The following is a 23,769-nucleotide window of genomic DNA, read 5'->3' as shown; positions in this document are numbered from 1 at the left end:
TTACTCATGGACCGTACGATATAAAACTTTTTTCTGTTGTTTGAAAAAAAGTGAAACTAGTGAAGTCTTTACTGCGTCTTACTAGTACAGGCGTTTAAATAGCAGAAAATCGGGAATATCTAAGGAAGTGGTTCTTAACGATATCATAAGGAGCGGATCCATGAATTGGTATGAAAAGCTCAGTGAATACTTCCCGATAGAAGAAATGAAGTCAAAAGAGCATATGGAAGCTTTATTAAAGGAAAGAAGTGATATTTATCATAAGGAGGAAGGACCTCATCATGTGATGATGTACGCCGAATTTGATTCTTTCATCTTTATTGATTATTTATTTGTTTCCAGAGATGCAAGAGGTGAAGGCCTCGGATCAAAGCTCATTCATAAGCTGAAGGAAAAAAAGAAACCGATCTTGCTTGAGGTCGAGCCTGTAGATGAAGATGATGCAGATACTGCAAAACGCCTAAAGTTTTACCAAAGAGAGCACTTCAAGCACGCAGAATCAATCGGTTATAAACGCAGGTCACTTGCAACAAATGAAGTGAACCGCATGGAAATCCTTTATTGGTCGCCTCTTACAGATAATGAGGAAGAAATGATGGAGGCTATGAGGAAGACCTATGAACGAATCCATACGTATAAAGATGAAGAATGGTATGGGCAGTCGTATGAGGATGTTGATGATGTATTGAAGGTCATTGAAAATAGAAAACAAAAAAATATTTTCGATCATCTCGACTAAATGAGAATGTTCAGACATCAAACGGCACCACAAAATGAATGAAATTGTCTAGTTTTTGTCACAAAAATTGCAAGAAAATCTGTTCACACTTACTTTTTTATAGTATAATCACTATAAAGATTACTTATTTAGAACAATTTTAATTTAAGAATACAGATCAATATTCATTCTACAAATTGAGGAGTGAAGATTTATGGTAACATTATACACATCACCAAGCTGTACATCATGTAGAAAAGCAAGAGCGTGGTTAGAAGAGCACAATATCCCGTATCAAGAGAGAAACATCTTTTCTGAGCCTCTTTCAATCGATGAAATCAAAGAAATTCTTCGAATGACTGAAGACGGTACAGATGAAATTATCTCAACACGTTCAAAAGTATTTCAAAAGCTAAATGTGAATGTTGAGACAATGCCGCTTCAACAATTGTATAAACTGATCAATGAGCATCCAGGTCTTTTAAGACGTCCAATCATCTTGGATGAAAAAAGACTACAAGTTGGCTACAATGAAGATGAAATTAGACGTTTCCTTCCAAGAACGGTTCGTACATTCCAACTAAGAGAAGCTCAGCGACTTGCTAACTAATAGAAAATTGAAAAGCTGCCGATCATTTGGCAGCTTTTTTTATTTGTTTTCAGCTGTTTGTTCGTAAAATAGGCTGGCTAAAATGACCATTACGACCGTTAAAAACGGAAGCATAAATTCGAGAGTCGCATGCTGAGCCATAAATTCATTCAATTTCACATCACGAACAATCATTTCACCGCCAGTAAAAGCCAAAAGAGCACTTCCTCCGTATAAAAGAAACGGGAATTTGGTTAAAGCGGCATGAATCAGTTTACTTCCCCAAATAATAATCGGTACTGAAATCATAAGGCCGAAAGCGGTCAGCAGCATGTTGCCTTTTGCCGCACCTGCAACTGCAATCACATTATCAAGTGACATAAAGAGATCTGCAATCACAATGGTCTGAACCGCACGCCAAAGGGAGCCGCTGCTTTTAATGCGAATCGATTCTTTCTTTTGTTCAATTAACAAATTGTATCCTATATAAAGGAGAAAAAGCCCGCCGATAAATTGCAAATAAGGGATGGTCAATAAATAAACTGCGGCACCCGTCATCATAATTCTCATCAGCACTGCCAAAAGTGTGCCGATCCATATGGCTTTATTGCGTTTGTCATTTGACAAGTTGCGGCTAGCCATCGCAATGATCAACGCGTTATCCCCGCCTAAAATCAGATCTATGCCAATAATCATTAGTAAGGATACGATCCACTCTGTTTCCATCCATTTCACCTCATGTCTAATAGAGCTCGTACAACCAATATATGAAGACAATTCAAATATATGTTTCTGCAAGTTTTCTCTGCAAAAAATGCGTTTTTATTTCTTTTATTCATGTTTTATCATAAAATAGACAGTACGAAGTAATACCTCAATTCTTTAAACGGTTAACATGTAGACGGAACGGGTAAAGTGTAGTAAAGTACTATTAATTGGGAGCTTGTATGTCCCTTCAACATCTTATATAGAAGGGAAGGTTGGCAAAATGGAAATTGAAAGAATTAATGAACATACAGTGAAATTTTATATTTCCTACGGTGATATTGAAGATCGCGGATTTGACCGTGAAGAGATTTGGTATAATCGTGAACGCAGTGAAGAGCTGTTTTGGGAAGTAATGGACGAAGTGCACGAAGAAGAAGAATTTGCAGTAGAGGGACCGCTTTGGATTCAAGTGCAGGCACTTGACAAAGGTCTTGAAATTGTCGTGACGAAAGCCCAACTTTCTAAAGATGGACAAAAGCTCGAATTGCCGATTCCAGAAGATAAAAAAGATCAAACAGATGAAGAAAGTCTAGACGCACTGCTTGATGATTTTCAAAAAGAAGAGCAGGATCAAGAAGACCATAATGAGAAAGACAAAAAACTTCAACTTCAATTTGTGTTGAAAATGGATGACTTTGAAGATTTGATTGCACTTTCTCAATTAAATATGCAGGATTTTACCACAAGTTTATATTCGTTTGAAAACCGTTATTATCTATATGTTGACTTCCACGAGGATTTGTCAGATGAGCAAGTGGAGAATAAGCTCAGCATTTTGCTTGAATATGCTCATGAATCAGTGGTCAGCATTTACAGACTGAAAGAATACGGTCAGCTGATTATCGAAGGAAACGCCCTTGAAACGATTCAACAGCACTTCTCGTAACCAACAAAAGTCGATTTCTATAGAGGAATCGGCTTTTTTATCTGAATGAATAGGTAAATAAAGAGATCGGCAAGGAGAAAATGAAATGAGAAATTTAGTCAAAGTTCTATTTTTTCTTATCATTACGATAGGTGCTTATTTAGTCATTCAATTAATTGCCGGTGATTTAGCGGTAAGTGTATTAAGTTCTGTCAGTGTTCTATTCACTTTATCGATTATCTTCATCGGGTTTGTCATATTCTTGGAGAACCGGAATCCATCTCAAACGATTACGTGGCTTGTCCTGCTTGGCAGCTTTCCGTTATTCGGCTTTTTGTTCTACATTTTCTTTGGACGCAATATCAAAAAGCGCCGGCTGTTTGAAAAGAAAGCCATCCTGGACGAACAGTTAATCCAGGAAGATGAACATATTCATAGAGAAGCGATTGAGAAAATGACGCATATGGGTGATCATCAGCAGCTCTTATTTAAGCTGGCTCACAGACTTGGACATACCCCTATTACGTATCGCACGTCCTCTAAAGTCCTGACCAATGGAGAAGAAACATTCTCTCATATTTTTGAAGAAATCAAAAAAGCGACACATCACATTCATCTAGAATATTATATTCTTCGCCACGATGACCTTGGGCAAGAATTAAAGGATATTCTAATTGATAAAGCGAAAAATGGCGTGATTGTCCGCTTTTTATATGACGATGTAGGAAGCTTAAAGCTCTCTCGTCAATATATTGCTGACCTCGAAAAGGCTGGCGTTCAGATCGTTCCGTTTTTACCAGTCAGGCTCCCCCTGTTAAATAATAAAATCAATTTCCGAAATCACCGAAAAATTGTCGTGATTGATGGAGAAGCCGGATTTGTCGGCGGGCTGAACATTGGAGACGAATATATGGGCAGAAGCAGACAATATGGATTTTGGCGTGACACGCATTTGATGATTAAGGGGGAAGCTGTTCGTGACCTGCAGCAGATTTTCATGCAGGATTGGTACTATATGACGAATGAGAGATGCGCAGGTGTGGACTACTTCAAAGATTTCAGCCACCTTGAGAGCACAACAGAAGGCGTACAAATGATTGCTGGCGGTCCTGATAAACAGTGGGAGGTCATTAAAAATCTCTTTTTCTCCATGATTATCTCTGCCAAAAAGTCTATTTGGATCGCTTCACCGTATTTTGTGCCGGATGATGATATTTTGTCTGCATTGAAAATTGCTGCATTAAGCGGAGTAGACGTACGGATTATTGCTCCGAAGAATCCAGATAAACGGATCGTCTTCCATGCGTCCCGTTCATACTTCCCAGAGCTTTTAGAAGCAGGAGCAAAGGTGTATGAGTATGATCAAGGCTTTATGCATAGTAAATTTATCATTGTGGACAGCGAGCTGGCTTCGATAGGAACGGCCAACATGGATATGAGAAGCTTTCATTTGAATTTTGAAGTGAATGCCTTCCTATATAAAACGAAAAGCACAGAGAAGCTCGTGAACGACTTCTTAGGTGATTTAGAGCAGTCGCATGAAATTGTCCCAGAAGAATTTGCAAAGAGACCGTTAAGGGTAAGACTGTTTGAATCCACAGCAAGATTATTATCACCATTACTATAAAGATTGTATTTTCCCCCTTTTTATCAGGGGGTTTTTTCATTTTCCTCAGGAAAACATTAGTAAAATCATGTTTTGATACGATAAAAGTTCATTTTGCCTATTCGCTTCATAATAGACGAACAAGCTATAATACGGTCATCAAAGAGTAAGGGGCGAGCTGAATGAATACAGCGATCATGGATAATGGAAAGCTTATTCGAATTACACATCATTTATCGAAAAACCGGCTGGAGCATGTAAGAACGACATGCAAATTTTATTGTCCTGATTGCAGGGAGGAGGTGCAATTAAAGCTTGGTGAACAACGTGTCTATCATTTTGCACATAAACAGCTGACAGCATGTCCACTAGCCTCAGGCGAAACGGCTTATCATCAGGCGGGGAAAGAAGCCATCATGAATTGGCTTCAGCAGCTGGGACATAAACCGGTGCTTGAAAAGTATGTGTCAAAAGTTCATCAGCGTCCTGACGTGGCCGTCTCTATTGGAGGAACAAGCTATGCAATTGAATATCAATGTTCAAATATTTCCCGGCAAGAGCTGCGTAAAAGAACGGCAGGACTCCGTGAAGCGGCGCTCATCCCTATATGGGTAATAGGGGCAAATCGTTTAAAGCGAATATCTGCCCAGCTCTTTTCCTTCTCCTCCATTCATTGGGGAATGTTAAGGGAATCACAGAAAGGGAGTCTGATTTTTTACTGTCCGCTCCAGAATAGATTCATCCATCTTGCTCAACTTCTCGTATTTCAACCAACGAAAATATGTGCCGCCATGACTGTCAGACCGCCAACAGCATACCGCGAACTTTCGGCGCTCCTATCTCAGCCCTCAAGCAAGCGTCCAGTCTACAAGCAATGGCTTAGATGTATACAGCAATTTAGGCAGCGGCCTCCCCGCATTTTATCAAATGAAAGCAAACGGTTGAGAGACATTTTCTATGAGCATCATCAAATGACTTTCCCTTTTCTGCCAACTGAATTATTTATCCCGCTGAAAGAAACGTATATTTTTACAAGTCCTGTTTATGTCTGGCAGGGGTGTCTATATGATTGGATGATGAGGAAAAAAGGAAGCAGTCCAGTAACGGTTCAACTGCTGATGAAAGAAATCAAGCGGTGTGTCCAGATGAAAGAAGTAAAGCTCCGATACGGTGATGTTTCAATAGAAGAAATACAAGAGGTCATCACTGCATATGTTAAGGCGCTTGTCAGACAAGGGTTTTTACACATGACGAAAGAGGGTAATTATGAAGTAGCGTCGAATCAAATGCCGATACGAACAGTAGATGAAGCGTTCAAACGAGATGCTTTCTTATTTCATTAGCATGTTTCATGCCCACTTTGATCATGATAAGAAAAAGGTGGTGCTGCGATTGAATAGAAAGAAACGCTTTTTTCTTATTTTTTTAGTCTGTTTGGTATTTATTTCTGCATATGATTTGACAAATATAGTTCAAAACAAAGAAGATAAATACAACACCAATTTCTTTCACTTTCCGAAAGGTTGGTTCAACACAACTTATGCAAGGGGGATTCATATGACTTCACAAAGCAAAAATAACCATTTACCAGACAGAAGCGAAGTAAAAGAAGAAAACAAATGGCGTCTTGAAGATATTTTCGAAAGCGTTGATGCATGGAACAAGGAATTCGAAGCTGTCAAAAAAGAAATTCCTAAGCTAGCCCAATTTAAAGGCAAGCTGGCCCATTCTGCTGATGTGCTGTATGAAGCCCTAACCTTTCAGGATCAGCTTTCTGAAAAGCTTGGTAAGCTTTATACATATGCGCACATGAAATACGATGAGGATACAACTAACTCATCATTTCAAGCGCTGAATGATAAAGCATCGAATTTATTTACACAGCTCTCTAGTACTTCTGCTTATATTGTTCCAGAGATTTTATCGATTCAAGAAGATAAGTTGCAGCAGTTTATTCTGGAAAAAGAAGAATTAAAACTGTATTCCCATGCTCTCGAAGAAATTAATAAAGAGCGTCCACATATTTTAAGTGAGGAGCAAGAAGCTTTATTAGCTGAGGCCTCTGAACCACTCTCAACTTCATCTACTACTTTTAGTATGTTTAACAATGCTGATATTTCGTTCCCTTCTGTAAAGGATGAAAATGGGGAAGAAAAGAAGATTACCCACGGCAACTTTATCACATTTTTAAACAGTGATGACCGTGAAGTGAGAAAGAATGCCTTTAAAGCTGTGTATAAAACGTATGATCAGTATAAAAACACGCTTGCTTCGACACTGAGCGGTTCGATTAAAAAGGATAATTTTTATGCAAAAGTACGAAATTATAACTCAGCAAGAGAAGCGGCACTATCTCGGAACAGTATTCCAGAAGAAGTATATGACAATCTGATTGATACAGTTCATCAATATTTACCGTTATTACACCGTTATATTGAATTGCGTAAAAAGGTATTAAAGCTTGATGAAGTGCACAATTATGACTTATATACACCACTTGTAAAAGATGCTGGTATGAAGCTAACCTACGATGAAGCAAAGGATTATATGCTAAAAGGGTTAGCGCCATTAGGAGAAGAATATGTGTCCGTGTTAAAAGAGGGACTGAGCAATCGCTGGGTAGACGTTTATGAGAATAAAGGGAAACGCAGCGGTGCGTATTCATCTGGAAGCTATGGCACAAATCCATATATCCTCATGAACTGGCAAAATAATATTGATAATTTATTTACTCTGGCTCATGAATTTGGGCACTCTGTCCACAGCTACTATACAAGAAAGCACCAGCCATATCCGTATGGAAACTATAGCATCTTTGTAGCTGAAGTGGCTTCTACGACAAATGAAGCGTTACTAGGCGAATACCTGCTGAATCACCTAGATGATAAAAAGCAGCGTTTGTATGTGTTAAATCACTTGTTAGAAGGATTTAGAGGAACGGTATTCAGACAGACGATGTTTGCTGAGTTTGAGCATCTTATTCATGTGAAAGCGCAAGAAGGAGAGGCTTTAACGCCGGAATTTATGACGAACCTTTATTACGACCTGAATAAGAAGTATTTTGGAGACGGCATGGTTGTGGATAAAGAAATCGGATTAGAATGGACGAGAATTCCTCACTTCTATTACAACTATTATGTATATCAATATGCAACAGGCTATAGTGCTGCTCAGGCATTAAGCAAGCAAATATTAGAAGAAGGAAATCCTGCGGTGGAGCGCTACACAGACTTCCTTAAAGCAGGAAGCTCTGATTATCCAATCAATGTGTTGAAAAAAGCAGGCGTTGATATGGCTTCCAAAGAACCAATCAAAGCAGCATGTCAATTGTTCGAAGAAAAGCTGAAAGAAATGGAAGAGCTCATCTCTAAAACGGGTGAGTGATGAAAAGACTTCTGTCAGACGCGTGAGTGCAAACTCATCTTTTGACAGGAGTTTTTTTCTCATAAAAAAAGACCTCTTCGCATGTAGAGGCCGTTCCTTACATCAACCTTTAAATCCCTTAAAGGTCTTCCGGTGGTTCATTCGATAAAGTGTAAAAAGAATAGAAGCAAATAAGAGTGGGGATGTTAGATAAAGAGGAAGCATTTTCATTAAGCCTAATATATTTAAAAAGAAACATAAGCCAATGGAAACAAGTCCAATGGTTGTGCTGCGCATGCAGATCCCTCCATTTTTTCGTTACTTTCACTATATGAAAGTGACAACCCTCTTATGTTTTGTGACAAAAATATGAACATATAGTATATCTGTTGTCATAAGTCGACAAAATTTGATATACTACAGATGTGAAATTAATCACATACAAACATTACCCCTTTGTTTGACCGTGAAAAATTTCTCCCATCCCCTTTGTTGTCGTTAAGACATAGTGAAACCGCGCTTATCCCGGCGCGGTTTCTTCGTGCTTAAAAATAGAATGTATGTTCCTTTTTAGGGTAAAGAAAAAACATGGGTCAGCACCCATGTTCATTCTCACAGCGGTAGAGATCAAGATCTGAATGATGATCATTTACTTTATAGCGCCAAAACATTTCTTGATGTACTTGTACACGTTCTACCTTTTTAGCGAAAGCCAGCTTTTTCATTTCTCGTTCAACTTCTTCAAGTGTCAGGTCATAAACGACAGCAATCTCTTTTGCAGATGCAAATTGAAAGTAAGCAATAAACCATTCAATTGGAGGCCGTTCTGAAGGTGTTGGTTTTTCACCAATCATTTCAAAAAGGATTTCCTCGTATACATCATAAGAGTACGCACCTGAAATTTTTAATCCTTCATCCCCGTTTACTGTATTAAAAAAGGCAAAGGTCGGAAGCTCAGATACGTCCATTTCAGCTGCAATTTTCATATCACATTGTAGTGCTTTAACAGCACTTTGAGAATGAATATCGCGCTGGAATTCCTCGATGTCCAGTCCAGCACTTTTTGCATTTTCTAGCAGCACATGTTCACTTGTCACATCTTGCTGATGGCAAAAAAGTGATTCTTGAATGAGACGCAGAAACTTCATTCCGCATTTTCTGCCTTGAAGCTCAGCCGCTTTTAATGCAAGCGAGGCGAGGTAGGGAGAAGTCACAATTTGTTCGGACAGCATTTGTTCTTTTTTGGTCTGAGTTTTGGTAGCAAATTTCCCCCATGCTTCGGTCAGTAAATGCTTTTTTCGTTTTCGATTCAATGCATTAATACTAGAACTTGTCACCGTTCGTAAAGTGAAAAAACGGCCGTACTTCATTTTCAATTTTTTAATGGATGGCTCTAATAACCAGCAGTCTGGACTTAGAGGGTCAATGAATACATAGATTTCAATCGGCTTTTGAGGATGTCCGTGACAGTGTGAGAAATATTGATCGTGCGTATTGCAGCTCAAGATCGTCCATCCTTTTCAGGTGTTTGATTGACCATATGACGAGCCGTTAGAGAAAGCCGCTCAAATAAAAAGTCACGAATATCGCCGGTTAATCCTACTTGATCCATCGCATCCTCCATGCATTCAAGCCATGCGTCAGCCCGCTCCTCAGTAATCGGAAAAGGGAGATGTCTCGCCCGCAGCATAGGGTGGCCATGCTCCTCTGTATAAAGCGAGGGTCCGCCTAAATATTGAGTTAAAAACTGTTTTTGTTTTCTTGCTGTTTCTTTTAAGTCATCCGGGAAAATAGGATGAAGCAAAGGATGACACTTTACATTTTCATAAAAAGTATCAACAAGTTGCGATAGAAGTTCCTCTCCAACCGCTTCGTAAGGTGCGTTAAACGATTGTACCATGTTGACTACTCCTTTTACTCGTAGTTAATAGGATGAAGCGCCCTATTGTAAATTCATTTATTTCAAAAGTGATATTCAGTTTGTTCTATTTTATTGTTTCTATTCTTGTATACTTATTTTAACAACCTCAACTCAATTCCACAAACAAACCGCTTTGGTCTATTGGAAATAAGGGGAGAGGCGGGTTCCGTGATCAATTGACCATATCATAACACATTCAGTCAAAAAAGGGTGAAAAGCGACATACAAAAAACCGAAGAGGTTATTCTCTTCGGTTTAAGCGAAATATTGTGCTGTGATTTTCTTTACATAATTTTGTGTTTCTTTAAATGGTGGTATGCCACCGTATTTATCAACATTTCCTGAGCCTGCATTATAAGCAGCTAAGGCGAGTGAGACATTTCCATTATATTTCTGAAGCATTTGTTTTATATACTTCGTGCCGCCTTCGATGTTTTGAGCCGCATCAAAGGCATTATTCACACCAAGTGACTTAGCAGTAGATGGCATAAGCTGCATGAGGCCAAGTGCTCCTGCATGACTGACTGCATTCGTACGATAGCCGGATTCTTGCTTGATGACCGCATGAATCAGCTTCTCTGGAACGCCATGCTTTTGAGCCATTTGTGACACGATTTGATTAATTTCTTTTGATGATGAGCCGTTTGAAACAGCCTTTTGAAGCGGCGGCGTGTAGCTGTTGTTTAAGACATTCCCAATGCCGTTCGCTGTATTCAATTGAGCGTCATTCGCATATGAAGATGGAGATTGAAGCTGCTCACTGCCAGCGATAGCAGACAAGTATGGGTTTGTACGTGCGTATTGCGTGTTCGGAGCCGTTGATGGGTCCGTTCCCATAAACGCAGAAATAGAAAGCGGCAGGCGTGATAATTCTGATCCGCCTAAAAAATCTTGCAGCAGCGACTGAAATGAAGCTTGTGCATTCGATTCTTGGCCGGCCGGTATTTGTGTTTGTCCAGGGTCTGATTGTAACGTTTTAAGCGCTTGAAGCTGCATAAAGGATTGAAGTTGATTGACGTTCATCATGTTCCTCCTTCAAGGAATTCATCTATTCTGTGTTTTCATTTTCTCTTCATAAAAACGTACGACTTTGTTTTTCGTGTTTCGTACAGGGATTTGGAATTTTTGGAGCAATGCGGAGAATGCGGCTTGTCCGATTTCCAGGTCGCTCACTTCAAATTCAAGTTCATAGTCCTCTACTGTTAAATATCGGCTGTGATCCAAAACAATTAAGCCTTCTTTGATCATTTTTTCAGCTCTTGATGTTTCAAGTGAACCAAAATACACAATTTGATCCTTTTGAATGTTCAGATGGTCTAACCTGTCAGCTACTTCACCTTCTGGCAGCTGAAAATCGTCAAGGCTTGAAGGAGGAGCGATCGTTTGGTGGGTTTCGAGCAAGCCTATTTCGTGTGGTTCCTTTAACGTGAGAACCCACTGACCGTCTTTTTCTCTCATTCTTAGTGCAGCGAATTGAGATTTTATATCAAATTGAGGTGTATCAAAGTAATAGTTGGTTTGTGTGTGAAAATCCGAATCCTTCAATTGAAAATGTTGTTTCAGCTGTTCAAATTCTTCTTTCATTAACAATTGCTTTAGCTCTATTTCAATTTCCTGTGCCATTTTGACATCAACCTTTCATTTAGAGGAAATATGATTATTGTACATGAAGTGTGTTCATCATGTAAAAGGCTGTTTTTATCTCTTATTTCTCTTTCCACATGTGCCAAAATAAATGGAGAATCATGTGAAAGGATCATTTATAAGAAGAAAATAGGATTTTCTCAAAAAGTTCGGTTTATCAATATTGAACTTGATATGATAAAATAAAGCTGTACTTTGTTGTAAAGGAGATCATGATGCAAAACCGAATTGAAATCACAGAAGCAACTTTAAAAGAAGACAGGCTAATTTTGACGACCACGTCAGAAGAGCAAATCCAAAAAGCAAAAGCATCAGGACAAATGCTTGTTGATTCTGATCACTTTGCGTTCGTTTACATACTTGAAAACGAGGAGTCCTTTTCGTATCTTATCTTAGGGGAACATACATGGGCTCCATTAAAAGAAGCAATGAATCTTGACATCCCTGTCTATTTGGCAGCGGGAGAACATTCGTTAGAACTCATTCAGCTTCATCAAGAATTACATTATTTAATCGACAATATTAAAGACAATGCCAATTACGGAGATATGGAAGAGAAAGTGAAGAGCACATTCCTCTGAAATAATTAGGTATATGGAATTGGGGGAAGTTTCATGGACAAAAAACAATGGGATCAATTCCTCGCACCGTATAAACAAGCAGTCGAAGAATTAAAAGTGAAACTAAAAGGCATTCGAAAGCTGTATGAATTCGAGGATGACCATTCACCAGTAGAATTTGTCACAGGCCGAGTGAAACCTGTTGCCAGCATATTAGAAAAGGCAAAGCGTAAAAACATCCCGATGCATGAAATTGAAACGATGCAGGATATTGCTGGGCTTCGCATTATGTGCCAGTTTGTAGAAGACATACAAGTCGTGAAAAAAATGCTCCAGTCACGAAAAGACTTTGTGGTTGTTGATAAACGCGACTATATTGCAGAACATAAAGAAAGCGGATACCGTTCGTACCACCTTGTTGTGTTATATCCGCTGCAAACGATCAGCGGAGAGAAGCAGCTCCTCGTCGAAATCCAAATTCGTACACTTGCGATGAACTTTTGGGCGACCATTGAGCATTCTCTGAATTATAAATATAGCGGGAATATCCCGGAGAAAGTCAAGCTGCGCCTTCAAAGAGCTTCTGAGGCAGCATCTCTTCTTGATGATGAGATGTCTGAAATTAGAGGGGAAATTCAAGAAGCACAAGTGGCATTTTCCCGGAAAAAGAAAAACGACAGCTGAGCCTGAGCTTGATCAAATATGATGCTGCCCTCTCATAGCAGCAAGGTGGAAAAGGAGAAGAATTCATGAAATTTGCAGTTTCTTCGAAAGGGAATTCTGTATCTGACACACTCAAAAATAAAATTCAGACCTACTTATTGGATTTTGGGATGGAACTCAATGAAGAGGAACCGGATCTTGTCATTACGGTTGGTGGAGACGGCACCCTTCTTTATGCGTTTCACCGCTATAGCAACCGTCTGAATGAAACAGCTTTTGTCGGTGTTCATACAGGTCATCTTGGTTTTTATGCTGACTGGGTGCCAAGTGAAATTGAAAAACTCGTCTTAGCTATTGCGAAAACGCCTTATCACATTGTGGAATATCCGATCTTAGAAGTCATTGTCAGATACAACGACGGCGGCAGAGAAGAGAAATATTTAGCGATGAATGAATGTACCATTAAAAGTATGGAAGGGACGCTTGTGGCAGATGTTGAAATTAGGGGTCAGCTGTTTGAAACATTCAGAGGTGACGGTCTTTGTCTGTCTACACCGTCTGGCAGTACAGCCTATAATAAAGCACTTGGGGGCGCCATTATTCATCCTTCCATTAGAGCCATTCAGCTGGCAGAAATGGCTTCAATCAACAACAGAGTGTTTCGAACGGTCGGTTCACCGCTTATTTTGCCAGACCACCATACTTGTGTCATTAAACCGATGAATGATGTCGATTTTCAAGTAACCATTGATCATTTGACGCTGCTTCATAAGGACGTCAAATCCATTCAATGCCGGGTAGCCGATGAGAATGTCCGTTTTGCCCGATTTAGACCATTTCCGTTTTGGAAAAGGGTGCAAGATTCCTTTATCGGAAAAGGAGAATAAGAAAGAGGTCGTTCTCGCTGGAATACTTTACGCTAAACAAAACCATGACAGCCAAAGAAGAAGGGCTGCTTTTAAAGAATTATTTAATAGATCTTGGCATTTCAAAAAGAATGCTGGCGGATATTAAATTTGATGGCGGTGATCTCCTCATTAATGGAGAGCATGTGACTGTGAGATACAAGCTGCATAACGGAGACAGGCTCACCATTTTATTCCCAGAGGAAAAAGTGAGTGAAGGGCTGAAGCCTGCTCCGATTCCGCTTGATATTTTATTTGAGGATGAGCATGTCCTTGTGCTGAATAAAAAGCCATATATCCCGTCCATTCCTTCTCGGGAGCACCCAGAGCACAGTATTGCGAATGGATTGCTGCACCATTATACAGAGCATTCTGTTCGGCTGACGGTTCATTTGGTGAACCGCCTTGATCGTGATACATCGGGCGTCATGCTCGTGGCCAAGCATCGCTTTGCCCACAGCCTTTTATCAAAGGCGCAAAAAAGTGGAGCGGTCAAACGAACATACAGAGCGTTTACACATGGCATGATCTCGGAAAAGTATGGAACCATTCGTGCAAAAATTGCCCGAAAAGGAGATAGTATCATCGAGCGAATGGTCGATGATACTGGACAGGAAGCAGTGACGCATTTTACAGTGCGAGCGGTGGACGCTGAGTTGAACATGTCAGATGTGGCTCTATCACTTGAAACTGGGAGAACACATCAAATTCGTGTTCATATGAAGTATCTTGGTCACCCCCTCATCGGAGATACGCTATATGGCGGAACGAGTGAGCGGATGAACCGACAGGCACTGCATAGTGAGACTCTTGTCTTTCCTCATCCGATGACTGGGGAGGAAATGACATTCTCGGCTCCGCTTCCTGAAGACATGAAATCATTGCTGCTTTAAATAAAAAAACCCGGCTACCTGCAAGCGCAGGACCGGGTTTTTTTATGATGTGAAATGCTGAAACCTTGAATCGTCATAAGGCATAGAGGAAGGAACAGAGACCGTTTCAAGCTCAGGATATGTGAGGGCAGACAGCCGGTGGCCAAATACGCAGCCTGTATCAATATTGACGGTTCTGCCAACGAATCGGGGTTCTTTCACTGGTGTATGTCCGTATACAATCCACGGTTTTCCGCGATATTCCTTTGCCCAATCCTTCCGCACAGGTCGTCCATCTGGCCATGTTTCTCCTGTGACCGCGCCAAATAATAGATAGGATCGCATCTGTTTGTTCGGCTTTCTTCCAATGTCCTTTTCCTTCATCGCTGCGTGAGCAATAATCAGTTCATCAGGAATGAGTACATCGTAAAGCGGAGCCTTCTCAAATAGCTGCTTAAATTCATGTGACAATTTGGTTTGTTCATGAAGGGGCAGCTTTTTTATTTCGTTCACTGTGGTTTCGATGCCATGAAGTAATTTCACGGGATTTCCTTTCAAATAGCGATAAAGCTTAAAGCAATGGTTGCCAGGTACGTAGCGGATCGCGCCGTGTGCGTAGGCATGAATGACAAATCGCATCACATCTACTGACTGAGGGCCTCGATCTGTTAAATCACCGACAAGGGCTAGCGTTCTCTTATCAGGATGGACGGGTAATCCATGTTTGAGTTCGTATCCTAGTTTGTGTATGAGGGTAAGCAGCTCTTCGTAGCAGCCGTGGATATCTCCAATGATATCAAATTTCATAAGATTTCCTCCTGATCTTTCTCATCCATTCATCGGGGTTAAAGAAGTTTGAATTTTAGAACATATAACGAATGGCTTTCTTTTCATTTAGGCAATTGTTAGAATCAATGCTTTAATGTAAAACTTAAAAGATTAAACATCAATGTTAGGAGGCTTTAGCCAATGGAGCATACATCTGTTTCATCACTCGTTGTCGTTATTATTGTCGCCTTTTTCACCCCACTTTTATTGCACCGATTTAAGCTGACCATTCCGGTCGTTGTTGCTGAAATCATCATGGGGCTCATCATTGGAAAAAGCGGTCTTCAACTGGTAGTTGAACATGATGCATGGTTAGACACGTTATCCATGCTCGGTTTTATTTTTCTGATGTTTTTAAGTGGACTTGAAATAGATTTCTCTTCTTTTGAGTCAAAGAAGAAAGCACGAGAACTGCCAAATGGTCTAAAAGAACCAAATACGTTTAAGGCAGCCACGATTATTTTTGTTGGCGTATTTAGTATTTCTTTTATCCTGTCCTATGCGTTTGTACTTGCAGGGTTTATCCAAAATGCCTTTTTAATGACGCTCATTATATCGACCATCTCATTAGGGGTCGTGGTTCCCACCTTAAAAGAGGAAAAGTTAATGCAGACGAATATCGGTCAAATCATCTTGCTTGTCGCCGTCATTGCTGATTTGGTGACGATGATTTTACTTGCTGTGTTTTCCTCCATTTATGGCGATGGTACAGGGAATATGTGGCTTCTGCTCTTATTATTTGCTGCGGGCATTCTGCTTTATTTATTTGGCCGCGTATTTAAGACAAAGTCAATTTTTCAGTCCATGTCAAAAGGGACCGTGCAAATTGGGACAAGGGCGATCTTTACTCTCATTATAGTCTTAGTTGCCTTATCTGAATCACTCGGTGCTGAAAATATTCTTGGGGCGTTTTTAGCGGGCGTACTTGTGTCCCTTCTTTCGCCGAATAAAGAGCTTGTCCAGCAGCTGGATTCATTTGGCTACGGATTTTTGATCCCCATCTTCTTTGTGATGGTCGGAGTGGATTTGAATATATGGGCACTGTTCAAGGACCCAACCATTATGATCATGATCCCGCTGCTGTTTATTGCATTACTGGTTAGTAAGCTCATCCCGATTCTTTATTTGAAAAAATGGTATGACATGAAAAAAGTGATCGGTTCTGGCTTTTTATTAACATCGACGTTATCACTCGTCATTGCAGCTGCGACGATCGGGGAGCGGCTCGGAGTCATTGACCATAAAATGTCTGGAGCGCTGATTCTAGTCGCGGTACTGACGAGTATTTTAACGCCTGTTTGGTTTAAAGCGCTGTTTAAAAAAGAACAAGCTGCGAGCCATAAAAAACGTGTGACCTTTATTGGTGCAAATCAGCTGACCTTACCTGTCACACTTGATTTACATCAGGATGAATATGATATTCGGATTTTGCATGTCTTTCAAGAAAATAAAGAAGCGCTGCTTGCTGACTCCATCTTTGAAGTCGAATCGATTGAAAAGTACGACGATGAGACGCTGCGAAAGGCAGGCGTTGGCCAGGAGGATGTCCTCGTCGTCGCAACAGGCAGTGAGACGAAAAATAAGGAAATTGCTTTATTTGCAAAGGAAGAAGGAGCGAAACAAGTCATTGCTAGTGTCAACAAAGCTGAGACAGAGCTGACATTGAAGGAAGCAGGCATTGATACGTTTTCTAATTTCCTATCATCTAAAACGGTGCTAAGAGCCTTGATTGAAGCACCTGATGCGATTCGATTATTAACAAATGAGGATACTTCCTTGTATCAAATTCAAATGAACAATCATCGTTATCACAATGTCATGCTGAGGGAATTTCCGTTTACCGGTGATTTGGTCTTTGTCCGTATTTTCAGAGGGGTAGACAGCTTAGTACCACATGGAGATACCACGCTTAGAAGCGGCGACCGTGTGCTTGTGTCAGGCTCTCGTGAGTATGTGGCAGGACTAAGAGCCCAATTAGAGTAAGAATGAACCCTTGACCAATGAACAATTCCTGATTAAGATAGAAGTACAACATCATATATTTGATCCACTAGGGGAGTCCTTTAAAAGGGCTGAGATAAAAGTGTCGACTTTTAGACCCTCATTACCTGAACAGGTTCATACCTGCGTAGGGAAGTGGTGCGGTTTTTGACTATGCTTTTTACAAATTCCAAGCCACTTTCCACGAGGAAAGTGGCTTTTTTATATGGAAAAACAGGAGGAGAGAAACATGACGTTTTCAACTGAATGTAAAGAAGCAGCAGCAACATGGTGGAATGGAAGCTTCACACACCCATTTGTCAAAGGGATTGGAGATGGCACGCTTTCACTCGATCGTTTCACGTATTATGTGATGCAGGATTCATATTATTTAACTCATTTTGCAAAGGTGCAAGCATATGGCGCAGCGATTAGTGAGGACTTACATACGACGGGCAGAATGGCGTATCATGCGCAGGGTACGTATGAAGCAGAGCTGTCGCTGCATAGAAAGTTCACAGAGCTTTTGCAGATTTCAGATGAAGCCATCGAGAACTTTAAGCCTTCTCCGACTGCTTATGCGTATACCTCTCATATGTACCGATCTGTGAAAAGCGGACGATTTGAAGAGATTTTAGCCGCATTATTGCCGTGCTACTGGCTATATTATGAGGTGGGTGAAAAGCTGAAACAAACCACACCTGACCATCCGATTTATCAGGAATGGATTTTGACATATGGAGGGGATTGGTTTAAGGAGCTCGTCTTTGAACAGGTCAACCGCTTTGATGAACTAGCTGAGAAAGCACCAGAACATGTACGGGCCAATATGAAAGAAAATTTTGTGATTTCAAGCTATTACGAGTACCATTTCTGGGAAATGGCGTATCAAAAAGAAACATGGCAAACAGCATGCTTAGATGGGGTTGGTGCAAATGGAACTCCACGCAGTGACAAATGATTCGCTTCCTGTGGATGAACTGATCAAACAAATAAAAGCCATCGCACCTGAAGTGGATTTTATTCATATCCGGGAACGGTCTAAAACAGCAAGTGAGCTTGTTGATCTCGTGAAAAGACTCTTTTTAGAAGGTGTACCGAAAGAGAAGCTCATCATCAACGACAGAGTAGACGTTGCACTGCTCACCAATATTCACCGGGTACATCTCCCAGGCCATAGCTTTTCGCCAAAAGAGCTGCGGCAAAAATTCCCTCACCTTCATGCGGGTGTCTCTGTTCATTCGATAGAAGAAGCGAAAGCAGCGGAGAAAAATGGAGCAGAGTATGTCATGTTTGGGCACGTATATGACACTACTTGTAAACCAGGACTTCAGGCAAGAGGCGTACAGCTTGTGAAAGAACTGACATCTGCACTGTCTATTCCAGTGGTGGCGATCGGTGGATTGACACCTGACCGCATTCCAGAATTGAAACACGCGAATGTGAAAGGGATTGCTGTCATGTCTGGGATTTTTACTCATCATCAGCCGCGCATGATGGCACAAGCATTTTCTAAACAGGTAAAGGAGCATCCTTATGAAGAAGCATTATGACGTTGCAATCATTGGTGGTGGAATCATAGGAATGTCCATTGCCTATCACCTTGCAAAAGCAGGAAAGCATGTCGTCTTACTTGAGGCGAATGAGGTAGGGAAGCAAACGACAAGTGCGGCTGCTGGGATGCTCGGTGCACATGCTGAAGGAGAGGGTCATGAGGATATTTTTTTTCAAGCAGGCAGAGCAAGCCAGGCATTGTACGAGAAGTTAAAAGTCGATCTACAGCATGAATCTGGCATTGATATTCGGACATCAGCGGGCGGTATCATGAAGGTAGCCTTTACAGAAGAAGAGAAACAAGCACTTTGCCGGATGCAGTATTTGTCTACATTTGATTGGCTTGACGCAAGCAGCGTAAAAAAATGCATGCCTCAAATGGCAGATAACATCTTAGGGGCAGGTTTGATTAAAGAGGATGTTCATGTCGAACCTTATGCGGTATGCCGGGCATTTTGGCAGGCGGCGGTAAGGTTCGGGGCAGATGTGAAAGAATGTACACCCGTGATCGAAGTGAAGCGGGAGAAAGAAGCGTTAGCAATTAGAACAACGAAGGGAACATTCACATGTGATGATCTGACTGTAGCGAGTGGTGTATGGTCTGGCCGTTTTTTTGAAGAGCTTGGATTATCTCATTCTCTTTATCCAGTAAAGGGGGAGTGTGTGTCTGTATGGAATAATGGCCCAGCACTCGCACACACCATTTACCATGATCATTGTTATATCGTTCAACGAGATAGCGGCAAACTGGTCGTTGGCGCAACGATGAAGCCAAACGAATGGCAGGCTGTTCCAACGCTTGGCGGCATCGAAGCAGTGATTCAAAAGGCGTCTCAGCTTATGCCTTCGATCAAGGAGATGCCGATTGATCAGTGCTGGGCTGGTCTTCGTCCGGCTACAACTGACCGGCATCCCTACATTGGAAGACATCCAGAAGATCAGCGTATTCTTTTTGCTGCAGGGCATTACAGAAATGGCATTTTACTTGCCCCGATTACTGGAGAGATCATTCGCGACCTGATATTAGGTGAACCGGTCAAAAAGGAATGGCTTCACGCGTTTCGTATTGGCCGAAAGGAGGCACTGTTTGTATGAAAATTCAATTGAATGGCAGAATCGTTGATTTCGATCAAGAGAATGGAACGATCTATGATCTGCTATCAGCCTATCAACTTGAAAATCGAGTAGTGATCGTGGAAAAGAACCAAGAAATTATTGACAAAGAAGCGTTTCAACAAGTCAAAATTCAATCTAATGACACGATTGAAATCGTTCACTTTGTAGGAGGAGGATGACAACATGCTGCACATTGGCGGAAAAACATTCACATCAAGATTATTACTTGGTACAGGGAAGTATCCATCATTTGAAGTTCAAAAAGAAGCCGTGAACGTATCAGAAGCAGAAATTTTAACCTTTGCTGTGAGAAGAATGAACATTTTTGAAGCATCTCAGCCTAATTTTTTGGAGCAGCTTGATTTATCAAAATATACGCTGCTTCCGAATACAGCTGGTGCAAGTACAGCCGAAGAGGCAGTTCGTATTGCTCGTTTAGCGAAGGCTTCTGGACTGTGTGACATGATCAAGGTAGAAGTCATTGGCTGCTCAAGGTCTCTTCTGCCAGATCCAGTCGAAACGTTAAAAGCAGCGGAAATGCTACTCGAAGAAGGGTTTATCGTGCTGCCCTATACATCTGATGATGTGGTGCTGGCGAGAAAATTAGAAGAGCTCGGTGTCCATGCTATCATGCCAGGGGCTTCTCCGATTGGTTCAGGTCAAGGCTTACTAAACCCTCTGAATCTCTCATTTATTATCGAGCAGGCGAAGGTACCGGTGATTATTGATGCTGGTGTAGGCTCTCCAAAGGATGCAGCTTATGCGATGGAGCTAGGGGCTGACGCTGTATTACTGAACACAGCTGTGTCTGGTGCAAAGGACCCTGTGAAAATGGCAAAAGCCATGAAACTGGCGATTGAATCAGGAAGACTAGGCTTCGAGGCAGGACGGATTCCTTTGAAAAACTATGGGACAGCAAGCAGTCCGCAGGAAGGAATGCCGGCATTTTGAGCACACGTTATTCGCGCCAAGAGCTATTTCAGCCAATCGGCACAGAGGGGCAAAAGCGGTTAAAAGACTCAAAGGCTGTCATTATTGGCGCAGGGGCACTTGGAACAGCCAGTGCTGAAATGCTCGTTCGTGCTGGCGTTGGATCTGTCACCATTTTGGATCGAGATTATATTGAATGGAGCAACCTTCAGCGACAGCAGCTTTACACGGAGCAAGATGTGCATGATCGGCTGCCAAAGGCTGTGGCGGCTGAAAAAAGACTCAAGCAGGTGAACAGTGACGTGCATGTCAAAGGAATTGTCATCGATGTGACCGCTCAACATATTGATGAACTTGTCAGCGGGGCTTCGATTATCGTGGATGCAGCGGATAATTTTGAGGTGAGGATGATTGCAAATGATGCTGCTGTCAAACATCAAATTCCGTTCCTTTACGGAGCCTGTGTAGCCAGCTATGGTATTCAATTCACTGTGATTCCTGGTGAGACGCCATGTTTACACTGCCTGCTTGAACATTTACCCGCACAAGGCATGACCTGTGATACAGCCGGTATCATTAGTCCAGTGGTGCAGCAGGTGGCGGCATATCAAGTGGCAGATGCCCTTAAATATTTAACAGGCCATCAAGTGACGCCAATTTTAAGATCCTTTGATTTATGGACCAATGAACGATCTGACATCCGATCAGCCAGTTCCTTAAAGAAGAAGCAATGTCCAAGCTGTGGGCTGAAGACATATCCTTTTCTCTCCTATGACAAGAGAGCGAAGGCAGATGTACTATGCGGCCGCAATACGGTACAAATCCGCAGTGCTGCTGAAATCCCGCCGCCATTACACGAAGTGGCTATTCGCTTAAAGAAAGCAGGAATGGATGTGCTTGAAAATCCGTATTTACTTTCTTGTCAAAAGGATGAATATAAGCTTGTTTTATTTAAAGATGGCAGAGCACTTGTACATGGTACAAATGATATGGCCAAAGCAAGAACCATTTATCATCAATGGATTGGCTAATGAGAGGTGTGATGAAATGACGATCAAAAAAGCATTCACCATCGCGGGTTCTGATTCTGGCGGCGGAGCTGGCATTCAGGCAGATTTGAAAACCTTTCAGGAGCTCGGTGTATATGGAATGTCTGCGATTACAGCGATTACAGCGCAAAACACACTTGGCGTTCACGGGATATATCCACTTTCAATCGAGGCGTTAGAGCGCCAAATAGATGCAGTGGCAGAAGATTTACGGCCAGATGCCGTCAAAACAGGAATGCTGTGGAGTGCCGAAATGATCAATACGGTTGCTGAAAAAACGGTTCAATATGAGATGAAGCTGATTGTCGATCCAGTCATGATCGCAAAGGGAGGGGCTTCTTTATTAAATGAAGATGCGGTCTCTGCGTTGAAAACACACTTGCTGCCTGTCAGCTATGCCGTAACGCCGAATCTTCCTGAGGCAGAAGTGCTGACAGGCATGCGCATTCAGACAAAAGAGGATCGCTATCTAGCAGCGGAACGTCTATATGAGCTTGGTACGAAACATGTCGTGATCAAAGGGGGACACGGCCCCTCTGGCGGTATGATAACAGATCTGTTGTATGATGGAAAAGGCTTTATAGAAGTCACAAACGAACATATTGATACCCCACATACACATGGCACAGGCTGCACGTTTGCAGCGGCATTAACAGCTGAAATTGCGAAAGGATACTCCATGAGAGAGGCTTTTGAAACAGCAGAAACCTTTGTCCATGAAGCCATCAAATTCCCTTTGAATATTGGCGCTGGACATGGACCTACCAATCATTTTGCTTATCAGCAAAACAGGCTCAAACGATAAGAGAATCGAACCGTCTTCACTTGCGAGGACGGTTTTTTGATGAAAAAGAAACTTTCTTTCAGCGGAAATTGTCATTCTCTCATGATCTGTGATAATATTATGATCAGGTACTAATACTATGTCTTGAAAAAATAGGAGGCTTTATTACATATGAACTTTTCTTTAGAAGGCCGTAATATCGTGGTGATGGGTGTTGCCAATAAACGAAGCATCGCTTGGGGAATTGCCCGCTCACTTCACGAAGCTGGAGCTCGTTTGATTTTTACTTATGTTGGAGATCGTCTTGCTGAATCTGTAAAAGAACTTGCAAGCACACTTGAGCGCAATGATTCAATCATTCTTCCATGTGACGTGACAAGTGACGAAGAGATTGAAAAATGTTTCGCTACAATTAAAGAAAAAGTACAAGTCATTCATGGCGTTGCGCATGCGATTGCATTTGCAAACAAGGAAGAGCTTGTCGGTGAATACTTAAACACGAACCGTGAAGGTTTCCTTTTGGCGCACAACATTAGTGCATACTCATTAACAGCTGTAGCAAAAGCAGCACGTCCATTGATGACAGAAGGTGGAAGCATCGTCACGCTTACATACCTAGGCGGAGAGCGTGTGGTATCTAACTACAACGTAATGGGTGTAGCGAAAGCAGCACTTGAAGCAAGTGTGAAATACTTAGCAGCTGATTTAGGCGCAGAAGGTATCCGTGTGAACAGTATTTCTGCTGGTCCAATTCGTACGCTGTCTGCAAAAGGCATCAGCGGCTTTAATACAATCCTGAAGGATATTGAAGAACGTGCACCGCTTCGCCGTACAACGACTCCTGAAGAAGTTGGCGATACAGCTCTATTCTTATTCAGTGATCTATCACGCGGCATGACAGGTGAGAATCTGCATGTTGATTCTGGCTTCCATATCATTGCCCGCTAAACGAATTATTGACTTGCAGCATACCAAAGATGGTATGCTGTTTTTTTATTTTTCTTCTGATTTGAGACATCCGCTCATATATATAAGGAATGAATCATTCGGGAGG

The 23,769-nt window shown here is 41.5% G+C and carries 26 protein-coding genes, 1 pseudogene and 1 riboswitch; of the genes and pseudogenes, 20 read left to right on the top strand and 7 right to left on the bottom strand.

From position 1 onward, the window contains the following. Positions 1-160 precede the first annotated feature (160 nt). Positions 161-739, top strand: a complete 579-nt coding sequence (locus ACSSTM_RS06425) for a GNAT family N-acetyltransferase (protein ID WP_034663254.1) — start codon at positions 161-163, stop codon at positions 737-739. Positions 740-932: 193 nt separating this feature from the next. Continuing rightward, positions 933-1,328, top strand: coding sequence for a transcriptional regulator SpxA (gene spxA, locus ACSSTM_RS06420; RefSeq protein WP_003211421.1), 396 nt, complete (start codon positions 933-935; stop codon positions 1,326-1,328). A 39-nt stretch (positions 1,329-1,367) separates the two neighbouring features. Here the strand turns inward: spxA and ACSSTM_RS06415 are convergent, their stop codons facing one another. Continuing rightward, positions 1,368-2,033: a TerC family protein gene (locus tag ACSSTM_RS06415; protein ID WP_095285018.1), complete on the bottom strand. Its 666-nt coding sequence runs from the start codon at positions 2,031-2,033 to the stop codon at positions 1,368-1,370. A gap of 175 nt (positions 2,034-2,208) precedes the next feature. On the opposite strand from ACSSTM_RS06415, the pseudogene ACSSTM_RS06410 reads away from it, so the two are divergent. From ACSSTM_RS06410 to pepF, 5 genes and pseudogenes are all read left to right on the top strand, one after another. Further along, a pseudogene (locus tag ACSSTM_RS06410) lies at positions 2,209-2,329 on the top strand (hypothetical protein); the annotation flags it as partial. After that, the gene (gene mecA / locus ACSSTM_RS06405; RefSeq protein WP_012009573.1) at positions 2,296-2,961 is read left to right on the top strand and encodes an adaptor protein MecA; all 666 of its coding nucleotides are present in this window, start codon (positions 2,296-2,298) and stop codon (positions 2,959-2,961) included. The pseudogene ACSSTM_RS06410 and the gene mecA, both read left to right, overlap by 34 nt. Positions 2,962-3,046: 85 nt before the next feature. Next, a complete protein-coding gene (gene cls / locus ACSSTM_RS06400; protein WP_034663247.1) occupies positions 3,047-4,567 on the top strand; it encodes a cardiolipin synthase in 1,521 nt (506 codons plus the stop codon). A 161-nt stretch (positions 4,568-4,728) separates the two neighbouring features. Continuing rightward, positions 4,729-5,889: a competence protein CoiA gene (locus ACSSTM_RS06395; RefSeq protein ID WP_095285019.1), complete on the top strand. Its 1,161-nt coding sequence runs from the start codon at positions 4,729-4,731 to the stop codon at positions 5,887-5,889. A gap of 214 nt (positions 5,890-6,103) precedes the next feature. Then, positions 6,104-7,930: an oligoendopeptidase F gene (pepF, locus tag ACSSTM_RS06390; RefSeq protein WP_302621039.1), complete on the top strand. Its 1,827-nt coding sequence runs from the start codon at positions 6,104-6,106 to the stop codon at positions 7,928-7,930. A 102-nt stretch (positions 7,931-8,032) separates the two neighbouring features. On the opposite strand, the gene ACSSTM_RS06385 is transcribed toward pepF, so the two are convergent. The 5 genes from ACSSTM_RS06385 to ACSSTM_RS06365 form a co-directional block, all read right to left on the bottom strand. After that, positions 8,033-8,206, bottom strand: coding sequence for a hypothetical protein (locus tag ACSSTM_RS06385; protein WP_034663238.1), 174 nt, complete (start codon positions 8,204-8,206; stop codon positions 8,033-8,035). 296 nt (positions 8,207-8,502) lie between these two features. Further along, complete coding sequence (locus ACSSTM_RS06380) at positions 8,503-9,414, bottom strand: ClpXP adapter SpxH family protein (protein WP_437404103.1); 912 nt, start codon at positions 9,412-9,414, stop codon at positions 8,503-8,505. Further along, complete coding sequence (locus ACSSTM_RS06375; protein WP_003211417.1) at positions 9,411-9,809, bottom strand: thiol management oxidoreductase; 399 nt, start codon at positions 9,807-9,809, stop codon at positions 9,411-9,413. The genes ACSSTM_RS06380 and ACSSTM_RS06375 overlap by 4 nt, the downstream gene beginning before the upstream one ends. A gap of 276 nt (positions 9,810-10,085) precedes the next feature. Next, positions 10,086-10,853: a lytic transglycosylase domain-containing protein gene (locus ACSSTM_RS06370; RefSeq protein ID WP_034663232.1), complete on the bottom strand. Its 768-nt coding sequence runs from the start codon at positions 10,851-10,853 to the stop codon at positions 10,086-10,088. Positions 10,854-10,874: 21 nt separating this feature from the next. Further along, positions 10,875-11,453, bottom strand: a complete 579-nt coding sequence (locus ACSSTM_RS06365) for a CYTH domain-containing protein (protein ID WP_034663230.1) — start codon at positions 11,451-11,453, stop codon at positions 10,875-10,877. 236 nt (positions 11,454-11,689) lie between these two features. On the opposite strand from ACSSTM_RS06365, the gene ACSSTM_RS06360 reads away from it, so the two are divergent. The 4 genes from ACSSTM_RS06360 to ACSSTM_RS06345 all read left to right on the top strand — a co-directional run bounded on the left by ACSSTM_RS06360 (position 11,690) and on the right by ACSSTM_RS06345 (position 14,495). Next, positions 11,690-12,055 carry a hypothetical protein gene (locus tag ACSSTM_RS06360; RefSeq protein WP_034663228.1) on the top strand — a complete coding sequence of 122 codons (366 nt, stop codon included), beginning with the start codon at positions 11,690-11,692 and terminating at the stop codon, positions 12,053-12,055. A gap of 33 nt (positions 12,056-12,088) precedes the next feature. After that, on the top strand, positions 12,089-12,718 hold the full coding sequence (locus ACSSTM_RS06355; protein WP_034663227.1) for a GTP pyrophosphokinase: 630 nt from the start codon (positions 12,089-12,091) through the stop codon (positions 12,716-12,718). Between the two features lie 65 nt (positions 12,719-12,783). Continuing rightward, the gene (locus tag ACSSTM_RS06350) at positions 12,784-13,584 is read left to right on the top strand and encodes an NAD kinase (protein WP_034663225.1); all 801 of its coding nucleotides are present in this window, start codon (positions 12,784-12,786) and stop codon (positions 13,582-13,584) included. 44 nt (positions 13,585-13,628) lie between these two features. After that, entirely contained in the window at positions 13,629-14,495 is an 867-nt protein-coding gene (locus ACSSTM_RS06345; protein WP_034663222.1) for an RluA family pseudouridine synthase, read from the top strand. Positions 14,496-14,537: 42 nt separating this feature from the next. Here ACSSTM_RS06345 and prpE read toward each other — a convergent pair whose 3' ends face one another. After that, the gene (gene prpE / locus ACSSTM_RS06340; protein ID WP_034663218.1) at positions 14,538-15,281 is read right to left on the bottom strand and encodes a bis(5'-nucleosyl)-tetraphosphatase PrpE; all 744 of its coding nucleotides are present in this window, start codon (positions 15,279-15,281) and stop codon (positions 14,538-14,540) included. A gap of 162 nt (positions 15,282-15,443) precedes the next feature. On the opposite strand from prpE, the gene ACSSTM_RS06335 reads away from it, so the two are divergent. The 9 genes from ACSSTM_RS06335 (at position 15,444) to fabI (ending at position 23,663) form a co-directional block, all read left to right on the top strand. Next, positions 15,444-17,285 (top strand): monovalent cation:proton antiporter family protein, encoded by a 1,842-nt coding sequence (locus ACSSTM_RS06335; RefSeq protein WP_034663215.1) that lies wholly within the window; start codon positions 15,444-15,446, stop codon positions 17,283-17,285. A gap of 59 nt (positions 17,286-17,344) precedes the next feature. Beyond that, positions 17,345-17,454, top strand: a riboswitch (TPP riboswitch). 78 nt (positions 17,455-17,532) lie between these two features. Beyond that, the gene (gene tenA / locus ACSSTM_RS06330; RefSeq protein ID WP_034663213.1) at positions 17,533-18,243 is read left to right on the top strand and encodes a thiaminase II; all 711 of its coding nucleotides are present in this window, start codon (positions 17,533-17,535) and stop codon (positions 18,241-18,243) included. After that, on the top strand, positions 18,218-18,835 hold the full coding sequence (gene tenI / locus ACSSTM_RS06325) for a thiazole tautomerase TenI (protein WP_034663211.1): 618 nt from the start codon (positions 18,218-18,220) through the stop codon (positions 18,833-18,835). The genes tenA and tenI overlap by 26 nt, the downstream gene beginning before the upstream one ends. Further along, complete coding sequence (gene thiO, locus ACSSTM_RS06320; protein ID WP_106037854.1) at positions 18,819-19,931, top strand: glycine oxidase ThiO; 1,113 nt, start codon at positions 18,819-18,821, stop codon at positions 19,929-19,931. The genes tenI and thiO overlap by 17 nt, the downstream gene beginning before the upstream one ends. Beyond that, positions 19,928-20,131 carry a sulfur carrier protein ThiS gene (thiS, locus tag ACSSTM_RS06315; protein WP_034663206.1) on the top strand — a complete coding sequence of 68 codons (204 nt, stop codon included), beginning with the start codon at positions 19,928-19,930 and terminating at the stop codon, positions 20,129-20,131. Before thiO ends, thiS begins: the two co-directional genes overlap by 4 nt. Positions 20,132-20,135: 4 nt before the next feature. After that, complete coding sequence (locus tag ACSSTM_RS06310) at positions 20,136-20,903, top strand: thiazole synthase (protein WP_034663204.1); 768 nt, start codon at positions 20,136-20,138, stop codon at positions 20,901-20,903. Further along, complete coding sequence (locus tag ACSSTM_RS06305; protein ID WP_034663202.1) at positions 20,900-21,913, top strand: thiazole biosynthesis adenylyltransferase ThiF; 1,014 nt, start codon at positions 20,900-20,902, stop codon at positions 21,911-21,913. The genes ACSSTM_RS06310 and ACSSTM_RS06305 overlap by 4 nt, the downstream gene beginning before the upstream one ends. A gap of 16 nt (positions 21,914-21,929) precedes the next feature. Beyond that, positions 21,930-22,736: a bifunctional hydroxymethylpyrimidine kinase/phosphomethylpyrimidine kinase gene (gene thiD, locus ACSSTM_RS06300; RefSeq protein ID WP_034663200.1), complete on the top strand. Its 807-nt coding sequence runs from the start codon at positions 21,930-21,932 to the stop codon at positions 22,734-22,736. Between the two features lie 150 nt (positions 22,737-22,886). Beyond that, entirely contained in the window at positions 22,887-23,663 is a 777-nt protein-coding gene (gene fabI / locus ACSSTM_RS06295) for an enoyl-ACP reductase FabI (RefSeq protein WP_034663198.1), read from the top strand. Positions 23,664-23,769 lie beyond the last annotated feature (106 nt).

Source organism: Bacillus sp. RK1064 (assembly GCF_051488405.1).
Lineage (GTDB): Bacteria > Bacillota > Bacilli > Bacillales > Bacillaceae > Bacillus.
Note: the sequence above shows the minus strand (reverse complement) of the source record. Positions and strands in the feature narration are given on the sequence as shown.